This window comes from Oceanobacillus polygoni (genome assembly GCF_008304605.1).
GTDB lineage: Bacteria > Bacillota > Bacilli > Bacillales > Amphibacillaceae > Oceanobacillus > Oceanobacillus polygoni.
On sequence record NZ_PIJY01000004.1, the window covers coordinates 56,006 to 69,333 of the forward strand.

General features: G+C 36.1%; 12 protein-coding genes and 1 riboswitch. Of the genes, 3 read left to right on the top strand and 9 right to left on the bottom strand.

Going from position 1 to position 13,328, the window contains the following annotated elements; genetic code table 11:
* Window positions 1-38: 38 nt before the first annotated feature.
* The gene (locus F1560_RS01685) at window positions 39-758 is read right to left on the bottom strand and encodes a GntR family transcriptional regulator (RefSeq protein ID WP_338112788.1); all 720 of its coding nucleotides are present in this window, start codon (window positions 756-758) and stop codon (window positions 39-41) included.
* 310 nt (window positions 759-1,068) lie between these two features.
* Here F1560_RS01685 and F1560_RS01690 point away from each other — a divergent pair, with 310 nt between their 5' ends.
* Complete coding sequence (locus F1560_RS01690; protein ID WP_149473078.1) at window positions 1,069-2,574, top strand: Na+/H+ antiporter NhaC family protein; 1,506 nt, start codon at window positions 1,069-1,071, stop codon at window positions 2,572-2,574.
* Window positions 2,575-2,783: 209 nt separating this feature from the next.
* Here the strand turns inward: F1560_RS01690 and F1560_RS01695 are convergent, their stop codons facing one another.
* Window positions 2,784-3,704, bottom strand: coding sequence for a LysR family transcriptional regulator (locus F1560_RS01695; protein ID WP_149472934.1), 921 nt, complete (start codon window positions 3,702-3,704; stop codon window positions 2,784-2,786).
* 140 nt (window positions 3,705-3,844) lie between these two features.
* Between F1560_RS01695 and hutG the strand changes: the two genes are divergently transcribed.
* Window positions 3,845-4,795 (top strand): formimidoylglutamase, encoded by a 951-nt coding sequence (gene hutG / locus F1560_RS01700; RefSeq protein ID WP_149473079.1) that lies wholly within the window; start codon window positions 3,845-3,847, stop codon window positions 4,793-4,795.
* 10 nt (window positions 4,796-4,805) lie between these two features.
* Window positions 4,806-6,005 (top strand): sodium/glutamate symporter, encoded by a 1,200-nt coding sequence (gene gltS / locus F1560_RS01705; RefSeq protein ID WP_149472935.1) that lies wholly within the window; start codon window positions 4,806-4,808, stop codon window positions 6,003-6,005.
* A 125-nt stretch (window positions 6,006-6,130) separates the two neighbouring features.
* Here gltS and F1560_RS01710 read toward each other — a convergent pair whose 3' ends face one another.
* From F1560_RS01710 to F1560_RS01740, 7 genes are all read right to left on the bottom strand, one after another.
* Window positions 6,131-6,868 carry an energy-coupling factor transporter transmembrane component T family protein gene (locus tag F1560_RS01710; protein WP_149472936.1) on the bottom strand — a complete coding sequence of 246 codons (738 nt, stop codon included), beginning with the start codon at window positions 6,866-6,868 and terminating at the stop codon, window positions 6,131-6,133.
* Window positions 6,849-8,519: an ABC transporter ATP-binding protein gene (locus F1560_RS01715; RefSeq protein ID WP_149472937.1), complete on the bottom strand. Its 1,671-nt coding sequence runs from the start codon at window positions 8,517-8,519 to the stop codon at window positions 6,849-6,851. The genes F1560_RS01710 and F1560_RS01715 overlap by 20 nt, the downstream gene beginning before the upstream one ends.
* Window positions 8,516-9,094 carry an ECF transporter S component gene (locus tag F1560_RS01720; RefSeq protein WP_149472938.1) on the bottom strand — a complete coding sequence of 193 codons (579 nt, stop codon included), beginning with the start codon at window positions 9,092-9,094 and terminating at the stop codon, window positions 8,516-8,518. Before F1560_RS01720 ends, F1560_RS01715 begins: the two co-directional genes overlap by 4 nt.
* The gene (locus F1560_RS01725) at window positions 9,087-9,695 is read right to left on the bottom strand and encodes a YkoF family thiamine/hydroxymethylpyrimidine-binding protein (protein WP_149472939.1); all 609 of its coding nucleotides are present in this window, start codon (window positions 9,693-9,695) and stop codon (window positions 9,087-9,089) included. The genes F1560_RS01720 and F1560_RS01725 overlap by 8 nt, the downstream gene beginning before the upstream one ends.
* Window positions 9,696-9,795: 100 nt before the next feature.
* Window positions 9,796-9,902, bottom strand: a riboswitch (TPP riboswitch).
* A 125-nt stretch (window positions 9,903-10,027) separates the two neighbouring features.
* Window positions 10,028-10,570: a sigma-70 family RNA polymerase sigma factor gene (locus F1560_RS01730; RefSeq protein WP_149472940.1), complete on the bottom strand. Its 543-nt coding sequence runs from the start codon at window positions 10,568-10,570 to the stop codon at window positions 10,028-10,030.
* Between the two features lie 726 nt (window positions 10,571-11,296).
* Window positions 11,297-12,196 carry a formyltetrahydrofolate deformylase gene (gene purU, locus F1560_RS01735; protein WP_149472941.1) on the bottom strand — a complete coding sequence of 300 codons (900 nt, stop codon included), beginning with the start codon at window positions 12,194-12,196 and terminating at the stop codon, window positions 11,297-11,299.
* Window positions 12,197-12,303: 107 nt separating this feature from the next.
* Window positions 12,304-13,287 (bottom strand): Gfo/Idh/MocA family protein, encoded by a 984-nt coding sequence (locus tag F1560_RS01740; protein ID WP_149472942.1) that lies wholly within the window; start codon window positions 13,285-13,287, stop codon window positions 12,304-12,306.
* Between the last annotated feature and the right edge of the window lie 41 nt (window positions 13,288-13,328).

A 13,328-nucleotide genomic window follows, 5' to 3' on the forward strand; every position in this document is an offset into this window, starting at 1 on the left:
GCCAGTATCTTCCTCAAACAAATTTTATACGCAAGCTTTTATCCAAACTTACGCGACAAATTTATTTTGAATGTATACAGGTCATTCCGATAAAATGCTTTTTCGAATTCGATAATTTCACGATCACGATTTCGAATAATACGTTCAGCAATCAACGCATTTGTTCCATCTAGCATTTTCATAAACTCCTGATCCTCGTCTAGAAAATATCCACTGCTTATTGTCTGTTCTGCTTCAGCAAGCCTGATTCCTAAATGATTTTCCAGCAAATCATATAATGTAGCATCATTGAGATCGTATTTGATTAATTTTTCCCCAATCTGGACGGGATAGTAATGTCGCTCCACACCAATCGGCATATCATCTGCAAAACGAATACGTTTAATAAAGTATGCTTCTTTTAGACCAGTTTTTTCTTGAATATATGGAGTGGTTTCCGTCAAATAATGAGTAACTAACTGTGCGCCTGGCTTCTTACCCATTTGCAAAATCGTTTCAGTTGTACTGCTTAAATTACCTAGCCAATCTTGAATTGGTTTTAATGAAACAAATGTACCTTTTCCGTGCCTTTTTTCTAATACCCCTTCACGAACTAAAAGATTAATAGCTTCTCTAACTGTACTACGACTAACATTATATTCCTCCATAAACTGCCTTTCACTTGGAATTTGACCGGCAAATACCTTTTCTTCAATTTTCTTTTCAATAATATTTTTTAATTGAATATGTAAAGCTATCGGATTATTGTAATCAAGCACGATACGAGCCCCTTTTTATTTTTTACATAAATCATAGCAGAGATTAGGTGGATAGAAAAGATTAATGGGATTTTACATTCTTCTGCTAAAATTCCATCCTATCTTTTATCACTATGTAATAGGTTTGCGTTTTAATAAAGTAATCCCCACATACTAGGATAAATTAGACTGTTATATTTTCATTATCCGAATAAAATTGTTATTTACAATCGAATTTTTCCATAGTATACTAAAATTTATATTTTTACATAAAAATGAATAATTATACATCTATCTTTTTTCATTTACAGGAGGGTTTACGTTGGAACACATGGGATTTATATCATTAATACCGCCAATAATAGCGGTTATTCTCGCAATTATTACAAAAAATGTTGTCATTTCATTATTTTCTGGTGTATTTATTGGCGTCTTAATTCTATCAGGGGGAAATCCACTTGAAGCAACGATGTCAACAATCGGTAATTATATTTATCCACAGCTTTCGGATGGATATAATGCCGGTATTCTTGTATTGCTATTTTTCATCGGAGGGTTTGTCTCACTGATGGAGAATTCAGGTGGAGGTGCAGCACTTGCCTATAATACCATTAAATACATAAACTCCCGAGCAAAAGCACAAATATCTGCTTGGATTGGCGGCCTCATCATCTTTTTCTCTGATCTCGGTACACCTTTAATCGTTGGACCAGTTTTCGAAAAAGTGTTTGATAAATTAAAAATATCTAGAGAAAAGCTCGCATGGATTATTGATTCTACAGCTTCACCGGTGGCAGTTCTCATTCCTTTTATCGGTTGGGGTGTCTACATTATGGGATTAATCCGCAATGAATTCGACTTATTGAATATAAGCGCATCTGAATTTAATACACTTATTCAAGTTATCCCATTTCAATTTTATGCAATTTTAGTAGTTATCATGGTACCTCTCGTTACACTAACTAAATTGGAATTCGGACCAATGGCTAAAGCCGAAAAGAGGATTCAAGAAACTGGCGCATTATACTGGCCAGAATCCAAACCACTACGAAAAGCAGATGAACATGCTACTTACACTGAAGGATCAAAAGCTATTCTAATTTGGCTGCCGCTCTTAGTATTGTTCACCACCTTATTCGGACTGATGATCTCATTTGGATTCCCATTTGAACAAATTGCTGGTCAGGATTTTAGAATCTCTCTAACTACCGCATACCTTTTTGCAGCCGTAACCATCATTATTTTGATGTTATTTTTCAAAATTAAAAAATTCAATGCCATTTTTGATATCTACACAACTGGCATGCAGCGAATGACTTATGTAGCTGTAACGCTGGTATTAGCATGGGCACTTGGTACAATTATAAGTGATATGGGAGCTGCAATATATATTGTCGAAATGATAGAAGGGAATATCCCAGCATTTATTATTCCTGCTCTACTGTTTATTGTAGGTGTCATTATCTCACTAGCATCTGGAACATCTTGGGGAACATTTGCAATCATGTTACCAATTGCAATCCCAATGGCGATCGCACTTGATGCGCATTTACTCGTTTGTATAGGGGCAGTGCTTTCAGGAGGAATTTTTGGTGATCACACTTCACCAATCTCGGACACGACATTACTTTCATCAACTGGAGCTGGTACGGATCACATTGATCACGTAAAAACACAGTTTCCATATGCCTTGCTAAATGCAGTGATTACACTTATCGGATTTATCGTAGCTGGTATTACAGGGAGCGCATGGACGCTTCTGTTAGCAGTAGCATTACTAATAGTTACTGTAATTGTTCTATCATTATTTCAAAATAAAAAACAGCGAGCGGCCTAACTATTACCCCAACGGAAACCAGTTGGGGTTTCTTCATACTTAGCTTCAAATACCATAATCGAAAAAGACTTGTTATTACGATAATCATTATTAATCAGGACTTCCTAGAGCGTTTAATTGGAATAAAATGATACTCTACAAGCAGTTTTAACAGCCATCCTATTCTGACAGTGGTTGGAATTTCTCAAACCTATCCATAAATGATCAATCTAAAATAGGTTTTCTTTATTTTCCAGTTTTCTTTCTCGATCATCAAAAAAAGCTTTGATCATTTTCATAAATCTTAATACTAGAGGAGGCAAATACCGATTTTTAATATATGCTAAATAGACAGTTCTTGAAATATTTACATCATTTATTTCTCTAATATGATACGAAGGATTTTTAGAATATGCCACATAATTTTCAGGCACAATTGTAATACCTAAATTTTCTTCTACCATACTACAAGCAGTTTCAAACCTTTCAATTTCAAATTTAATATTAGGTTTTATTCCAGATTTCCTGCAAGCATTCTGAATATCTATACGCGTTTGATAACCTTCCCTACAAACAATTAAATCTTCACCTTCGAGATCTGCTAATCCTAAATGGCTCTTACTTATTAATGCATGTAAAGGAGGTAAAAGTGCAACAAGATTCTCTTCATAAATAGGAACTACTTCTATTTCATCTTGATTAATATATTGATTTGTTATCGCAAGGTGAATATCAAAATTGCTTAATGCATGAACTACATCTTTCACACTCAAAACCTCTAATACCTTTATATGGATATCCTGATATTCATCTTTAAATTGTTTAATGAGCTTAGGGGTCCAAAAATTAGAGGATTCTATCGAGCCTATTGATAATTCCAACGGTCCCCGTTGCTTTAATCGAACCATTTCACCCTTTACATGTTCGAAATGGTTTAATAAATTTTTTGCCTCCTGATATAAAACCTCTCCTTCCTTTGTTAATTTGGATTTCCTCGTACTTCGATCAATTAAAGTTAATCCAATTTCCTTCTCCAACTTTTTTATAGACATACTTAAAGAAGGCTGAGAAATATGTAATAAAGACGCAGCTTTAGTATAGGTTGCTTGTTCAACTAGTGTTACAAAATACAATAACTGATTCATTTCCATTTTATTCACCACTTCATTTATAGATTCAAACTATATAAATATAAAAAATATATATTAGTAATTATATATTAATATCATTTATAATTACATAGCAACATTTTGTCTGAATTTATAAACTATAAAACATTGAGGTGATCGCTATTTATACTTTACCCGATAGTAAACTATGGGATGGTCGAATTGACAATGAAAGTGATGAAAAACATTTTCGCTTTCATCAGGCTGTTCAATTGAAAAATGTAAATGATTTAGAAGATGAGCACGCATTTAGTCTTATTGGATTTGAATGCGATGAAGGTGTTCGAAGGAATAAAGGTAGAATTGGAGCTGCATACGCACCGAACGAAATTAAAAAAATTATAGCAAAGTTACCATATAATGTTGGAGAAGTTAACACAATCGATGTTGGTAATATAGTATGTGAAAACGATCAATTGGAAGAAGCCCAGGCAGAACTTGGTCACTATACCTCTAAACTACTTCAACTCTCTAAAACACCCATCATCTTAGGTGGTGGACATGAAACACTTTATGGTCATTATTTAGGGGTGAGATCCTTTATTGGAGAGAATTCAACATTAGGTATTATAAATATTGATGCACACTTCGATATGAGAGATGAAGATCTTCCGTCATCTGGGACCATGTTCAAACAAATACTAGACATGGATAAAAATGCTGGTTACTTATGTTTAGGAATTCAGGAGTTTGGTAATACACAAGCTTTATTTAAAACAGCGGATAGCTATGGTTGTAACTATTTATTCGAGGAAGAAATAACGATTAATAATTACGAAAATACCTTCCAAGCAATTGATACGTTCGCGGAGCAACATGATTATATTATGTTAACTCTTTGTACAGATTCTATTATTTCTTCTGAAGCCCCTGGAGTCAGTGCGCCATCGCCATTTGGATTAGAACCAAAAGTTGTGAGAAACCTCCTACGATATATTGTTTCCAAACAGAACATTACTAGTTTCGATATATCAGAAGTAAACCCACGATTAGATGAACATAATAAAACAGTTAGACTTGCGGCAAATTTAGTTGCTGAAGTTTTGAAGCACTTTCAAAAAGTAAAACGTTAGGGGGAAAAATATGAACTTAGAATTCAATGAGGTCACTACAATATTTTTAGCAGTAGCAGTACTCACAATAGGTACTCTTTTAAATAGAAAAATTAAGATTTTAGATCGCTTCTGTATCCCGGCTCCTGTTGTAGGTGGTCTAATATTTGCAATAATTGCTACAGCCCTAAAAGGGTTTAATATTATCGATATACGTTTAGATACGTCTTTACAAGGACTATTTATGTTAACTTTCTTTACTACAGTCGGTTTAGGCGCAAGCTTTCGACTCGTAAAATTAGGCGGAAAACTCTTAGTTATATACTGGCTTGCTTGCGGTTTTCTCGCACTTGCTCAGTCAACAATTGGAATATCATTTGCCAAGTTCCTAAATATGGATCCATTGCTAGGGGTAATGGTCGGTGCAGTATCTATGGAAGGTGGTCATGGTGCTGCTACAGCTTTTGGAACTACCCTTGAAGAAATGGGAGTCGAATCCGCTCTATCCGTTGGTTTAGCTGCTGCAACTGTCGGACTTGTAGCTGGAGGCTTAGTTGGTGGACCAATTGTAAAATATTTAATAAATAAATATAAACTAAAACCTTCGCAAGCAGAATTAGAAGTAAGTGGCTCAATAGAAGATATTCAAAAAAATACGTCTAAGCTTTCTTCAAAAACATTTATGAACCAAATTTTTATCATCACATTGTGTATGGCAGTTGGTTCGTATTTAGGTGATTTATTTACAAACTTAACAGGTTTTGCATTACCTGGTTATGTTAGTGCCATGTTTGTCGCTGTTATTGTTCGTAATCTGATTGATCATTATGATAATACAGTAATCGAAATGAAGAGCATTGGAGTAATTGGAGATATTACGCTTGGAATTTTCTTATCAATGGCTCTTATGAATATTCAATTATGGGAAGTTGCTAATTTAGCATTACCACTATTAATTATTATTTTTGTTCAAGTATTATTTGTTGCTTTATTTGCTATTTTTGTTTTGTTTAAAGCACTTGGAAAAGACTATGATGCAGCTGTAATGGTAGGTGGTTTTGCAGGTCATGGCCTTGGAGCAACACCAAATGCAATGGCAAATATGGATGCAATTGTGAGCAAATACGGTCCATCTCAAAGGGCGTTTTTAATCGTTCCAATTGTTGGCGCATTTTTAATTGATGTCTTTGCAATGCCAATTATAATTGCTTCGATTAATATGTTTAGTTAAATAACCTACTTCAAACGTTACTAGATAACTGTTTACACAAAAAAGTCAGCTACATAAGGGTAAATTGAATCCTCTATGTGGCTGACTTTACATATAAACTTCTATAGGAATTCCTCTATACCATTCTACAAAAACCAAGCTCCCCAAAATCCTAAGAGAAGAATTCCAGGAAGAACGAAGTCTCGTTTTGTTACAAAAAACTGACGATAAAAGGTTCGATTTCTATCACCTGTAAATCCTTTGGATTCCATAGCAACTGCAGTTCTTTCTGCTTTACGGATTGCACTTGCCAACAGTGGAATTGCAAAGCGTTTGTACTGTGAAAATTTGTCTTTTAAAGACTTACCTTGATTAACCCCACGTACTTGATGGGCAGCATGGATTATCTTGATTTCATCTTTCATCAGTGGTAAAAATCGATATCCCGCCAAAACTCCATAGGCAATTTTAGGTGGGAGTTTTAATTGTTGAATCAAACTTAGAATAAAATCAACCGTATTTGTTGTGAAAATAAACATTAAGGATAATGCCGCAACATTTAATATCCGTAATGAAAGTGCCAAAGCAACGAGAAATGAATCAAGTGGCACTGTTAGCCCTAGCAAATTTATGACTTCATTTGTATGTTCCGATGTATCTGCAAATGCAATTGTTGTCCATAGCATACCAAAGGCAAAGATGAAAAAAGGAAGAAAATAGAGGACATACTTTTTCCAATTCACGTTACCAAAGATAAAGGTTGCAACAATTGTCCAAATCAAGAACAGAAATACGGGCATTGGCTCAAAAACAAATGCCAAATGTACAATGAAAATACAGACTGTCAGTGCTTTTATACTCGGATTAAGATGATTGAGTAGCATAATTAACTTCCTTTTTTAAACAGTTTTGAACCTGAACTTGAATTGGTAATTCAAGCTGCCATTTATGCAATTTTTCTAATGGAAGCTCCCATAGTTCTGTTGGTGCTAGATCTGCAACAAGTCTTCCTTTGTAGAGAACAATCACTCTTGTCGCATAATCATGGATTAATTCCATATCATGTGTAATCATCGCAATCGTCGCTCCAGATTCATACCGTCTTTGTAATAGCCCCATCAACTCAGCGTTAGATGATGCATCTTGTCCGAATGTCGGCTCATCCAACAATAGAAATGGCTGATTATCAACAATCATCGTCGCAACACTTAAACGCCTCTTTTGCCCTTGACTCAATGTATATGGATGCTCATGTTGTAATTGCAATAGCCCACATGTTTCTAAAACAGTCAGAACTTTTTTTTTGATTATTCCTTCTGTTTCCATTTTTAAACGTAAGCTAAATGCAATTTCATCATAAACAGAGTTTGCAATAAATTGATGCTCTGGGTTTTGAAAAACATAACCGATTTCTTCCCGCAAAAGCGACTCCTTCCAACTCCCAACTTTTCTCCCATTGATAGAAACGCTTCCTTTCGTAGGCTTTTGAATCCCTGCTAGTATTCTAGAAAAGGACGTTTTCCCACTGCCATTCGCTCCAATAATTGCAATAAATTCCCCACGGTAAAAGGTAAGCGAAATATCTTGAATAATCGGTTGCTGCTTTACATCCCAGTAAATATGAGATGCTTCTACGTATGGTGAACCTGTATCAAGTGGGATGTTGGTATCATTTACTTCCTCATAACCGTGCAAAGGAAAAGGATTTTTCATAAATTCCTCGACCGTAAGTGGCAATTCTCGCTGTATTTGTGTCATCCGGTTTAAAAAATACTGTGTTACTTTTGGTAGCCAAATCCCTTGTTCTTGTAACAGTGCTAGCTTATTCTTAATTGCACTTCTTAAATCACCATCGTAAAAAACTTCTCCATTTCGATTCAGTAAAAGGCACCGACTTGCTAGTTCTGTCCAACCGTCCAGTTGGTGCTCGATAATGATAAGTGAACAATTGGTTCTTTCTTTAATGGACCGAATGGTCTGAATCACATCTTTCGTTGCAATTGGATCTAAATTTGCAGTCGGCTCATCTAAAATCAATAAGGACGGTTCCAAAGCAAGAATGCATGCAAGTGCAAGCTTTTGTTTCTGACCACCAGAAAGGGAACTGATTGCAGATTTTTTAAGTGTTTGCATTTGTACCATTTCTAAAACATTATCAATTTTTCCCTCCATCATTTCATGAGGGACACCGATATTTTCTAATCCAAAGGCTACTTCATCTTCAACCGTAAGCATACAAAATTGTGTTTCTGGATCCTGAAAAACGACACCGACATGTTGACTAATTTCACCAGGTCGATAATCCGATGTCCGTTTTCCGTTAATAAAAATCTCTCCATGTATCTCTCCATCTAGTTCACGTGGATAAAGTCCGTTTAAACAATATGTTAGCGTGCTTTTTCCACAGCCACTTGGACCAAGAAGCAACAAGCTTTCACCATGATCCAAACGAAAATTCAAGTCGGATAAGGTATATCCGTTTGGATTCGCTTCAAATTGTAAATACAATTGGTTTACTTCTACCACCCTACTCATGAAGCATTTTTCCTCCGATATTCTTTTCCTAAAGCAAAGCTTGTTAGAACTCCAGTTTTAGCTAAGCTATCACTTAATGCCTTCCCTAATAATCCAGCAATTAAGGCTCCACTTATCAATCGAATGAAGAACATTGCTACAACATATTCTGTAGCTAGGGCTGCATAACCACTCATGAAATAACCATAGATAAAACTTGTAACTGCCGACCCCATTCCAGCAGCCATTAGTACCCATAAAGCATAATTCTTCCACCGTGTTGCAGCAAATACAGCTTCTGCTCCAATACCTTGAATCATTCCGACAACAATAAGCATTGGACCAATAGCATTTCCGATTAAAACCTCGACCATAGCTGCGATTGTTTCTGATAGAAAAGCAGCTCCAGGTTTTCGAATAATGTAGGCTGCTATAATGGAGACAATAAACCAAATACCAAAAATAAAGTCATAGCCAATTGGTCCAAAGAAACCAACTAATACCCCACCAAGAGGTAAAAATGCGAGATAAACAACCCCGAAAACAACTGACAAAGCAGACAAAACAACAATCTCTTTAAAACGCCAATTATTCATCACGATCAGTTCCTGTATGTGATGGACTGTTTGCTGAGATCGAAACGGTCATTACGGTATGACTTGAACCACCTTCAACCGTTGCTTTGAAAACCTGCTCCAGCCCACCAAATATCGCAATCGCTTCACCATCTAATCGTGTAGCATAATGAGCATGACTAACAGTTACGTGTTGCTTCATTGCCTCGATTTGACTGTAGATCACATCCATATAATTGCCACCACCTAATGGATACAATGAAAATTTTGCTGCTACAGGCTGCTTTATATCTTTAACAAGCTCTGCATTCAGTGGAATCTCATCCTCTGCCATGTAAGCTTCACCCTTTGAATCTCCAGGACATCCTAATGAATACGTAGCTTCAAATGCTACATGCTTTCCAGTCTTTGCTGCATGGACAAATATCGCCTTCGTCACATCAAATACATGTATTAATTTACCTCTCACCGTTGTTGTTACATCATCTGTATCCATATGAACCTTCGTCGTATCTGCCTCTTCAAGAGCACCTTTAATGATTTCGACAAATTGATCGCTCATCGGATGAATTGAAAAACTTGCCCCCGCAATATCACTTTTTGTACAAGCATGCTTAACCATTCTACATTCCTCCTCTTTTTTATATAATGACAAACAAAAAAACTACATCCCTGGGGGAATGCAGTCTACGTGTATGTATTAATTATCTTAAAAAAAGATATACAGATTGACTACACTTCCCCACGCTAGTATTATCTAGTTCGGGTGCAAAGGGTCAGAACAATCCAGTTCTTCTCAGCCGCTTTCACAGCTCCCCTAGCGTAAAAATAATGATGAAGTTTTCTGTCTTCAAGATACCATAGGCTTCATTTATTGTAAAGCACTTATTATTTGTGAAATTTTGTTATTCTATTCCTAAAACATACTAATCACTTTATCTGGAGTTCTTTGTCTTATTTCTCTCTATCCGCTCCATATCTTAGCTTTCTCCTAACCATTTTGCCCCAGCTCTTCACCGCCTCCATAGAAACACCTTCTTGTTCAGCAATTTCTTTAACCGTCATGTTCTCGATAATAAAATAGGCTACCCATTTCCATTGATTTGCAGTAAGTTGTGATTTCACATGTTCCCAAAAAATCTCATCCGTTATTGTTTTTTCAGCTACCATCATTGGGTAGGAATTGACACCATTACGATAATAGTTTCCGGTATGAAGCAGCCTTTCCTGTTCAAGTTTTAAGCGTAATTGCTTTTCCTTATCTCGATTCGTTTTACGAATCAAATCTATCATTCGGTTGCGGATAATATAGTTGAAGTACGTCGCTAAAGGACCTTTATCTGGTTGGTATCTTTCGTATGCACTCCACATTGCAACTAAACCCTCATGAAAAAACTCTTTTTGTAGATCACTAATATTTAATCGGTGGATATGATAGTGAATTCTTCGCTCATTCTGTTCAACAATCTCCTCAAATGTTACTTTCTTATTGGTCATTCAATCCCTCCTCGTCTAAACGCTCATTTGCTTTTAGACTTTTTCGTTTGAATTACAACCCTATTAACTTTGATGGTATAAAGATAAAACGATTAACGATTGCTAATTCGTTAATTTATTTCTTAGCACTTTCATTATAGAACAAATGTTCCTATCAATAAAGTGTTTTCCTTTAAGTAATTAATAGAAATGGAGAGAGTTATAATTGAAAGAGTCCGATATAACCCGCAATTCTAGTTGGAGAGCTCATTGACTAATTTTTTTAGTTCAAAATGCTAAGCCATCACTTCCTTCGCCTAAAATTTCCTATCCCAATTGTTTTTGTTTCTAATAATCCACGCTAGTTTTATCACGGGCGATTCTTCTCGTTGCTTCATCCGGATCTACCGTCATTGTCTTCCTCTCGGTGCTTTCTTCTCGTTGCTTCATTCAGATCGACGGTCTCAGTCCTTTTCTCGGATGATTCTTCTCGTCATTTCATCCAGATCGACCGTCACAGTCCATCACATGTGCACAGAACCTGCAGAGTGGTATTCTCGAGGAGGCTGAGGCCTTGACACGGAAAGCATCCTCCTGAAGCGACCCCGGTCAGCGATTATTGCGCATACTTGAAGAAAACAACCAAAGAAGTTATTTCGAAGTTTAAATTTATTATGACAAAAGTAACTACAATCCGAATTCTCCTACGAAAAAAGAGCCAGCTCTTTTATCAGAGCTAGCCCTTCATTAAAACACGATGGTTTTATTTTTATATACAATGATTCGGTCTTCGAGATGCCATTTTACTGCTCGTGCTAGTACACTTCGCTCAATCGATTGACCAATTTTTTTCATATCTTCTCCATTATCACGATGATCGACTCTACCGATATTTTGTTCGATGATTGGTCCCTCATCCAGGTCATTTGTCACATAGTGAGAGGTTGCACCAATCATTTTCACGCCACGTTGATAGGCGCGCTCATATGGTTTCGCCCCAATAAATGCTGGTAGAAATGAATGATGGATATTGATAATACGATTCTCAAAATGCCCCACAAATTCTGGAGTCAAAATCTGCATATAACGTGCAAGCACAATTAAATCGACTTCATATTGTTCAAGCAGTTGCTTCTGTTTTACTTCCACCTGATGACGTATATCCTTATTCGCTGGTATATAATAAAATGGAATTCCAAGCGATTCTACCATCTCTCGTGCAGTCTCATGATTACTAATCACAAGCGCAATGTTAGCCATTAAATCGCCACTTTGCCATTCCCAAAGCAACTCTAATAAGCAATGCGGTTCATTCGAGACAAATATCGCCATGTTTTTAATATCACGTACATACATGATTTTCCATTCCATATTGAATTTCTCTGCAATTGGAACAAACCTTGTTTCCAGTTTACTCACTTGCTCTTTTAAATCAGGACATTCGAACTCAATCCGAATAAAAAATTCCCCACCTTCAGGATTCATCGTAAACTGATCGGATGCTACGATATTGGCATTGTGTTCATAAAGGAACTTTGATACTGCCGCTACAATCCCAGGTTGGTCTGGACATTTAATTAAAAACCGAGCACGGTTCTCATTTTTTTTCTGAAACGCTTGAATCTTACCTTCCGAATAACTGTTCATTCTTATTCCCCTCATTTTTCGAATATCATTTTACTTTAGGCAATTGATTAGAAACAGTCAAGTATTATCTATATTAATCAATTCTGCTAGAAAGCCATCTTTTGCTTTTAACGTAAATCTGCATCAAAGACAATTTCTGCGTCTTTTCTAGCTGCCTCTAAAACTTCAACAACTGACTTTGTATAATCAAGTAACGCATAGCATTTTTCAAAATCTTTGGCAGCAAATATCTTCTGCATCTCAGCCACTTCATAATAAAGACGATTGTTATTTGTTTGTGTATTGAGCTTTATTTCTTGATCTTCCTTCTTTATCATAACTTCTTGACAACCATTCGCACCATTTACTACGTTTAAATAGCCCTTTTCTCCCTGAATCATAGCAAAGTTCATACTCTGCGTATCTTTTGCACCAACACATTCTGCTATAAAATTGGGATAGGTAAGCACCGCTACACCAGATGTATCAATCCCATTTGCGTGTTTATTCGCTGTGTAGCTAACTGTTTCTGGTTTTCCAAAAAGATACATTACAAAATGTAAATTGTATATATTAATATCTGTCAGAGCGCCACCAGAAAATTTCGGATTAAAAACATTCGGTGTTTCTCCGTTTAATAATAGTTCATATCTACTCGAAAATTGGCTGTAATTACATTGGATTAACTTAATTGGACCAAGACTAGCGAGATGCTCTTTCACTAATTTATAGTTTGGCATATAAATCGTTGAAATTGCTTCAAATAGCATCAACTGTTTTTGTTTTGCCAACTCCATTAATTGTTCGGTTTCACGTACAGTCGATGTAAAAGGTTTTTCACAAATAACATGCTTACCATGCTGAAGTGCAAGATATGCCTGTTCAAAGTGCAAGCTATTTGGAGATGCGATATAGACAAAATCAATAGTAGAATCTCTCAGCATTTCATGTAAGTCAGTATAAATTGCAGGAGCGTCAAATTTACTCGCTAGAGCTTTTGCTGATTCCTCTTTCCGTGAATAGACAGCAACGCACCTAGCCCCATCAACCTCGCTCACTGCCGATAAAAATAATTCCACAATACTTCCCGTTCCAATTGTAGCAATATTCATATGTAACACTCCTCGAAATTTCTATAGTCACAACCTATTTT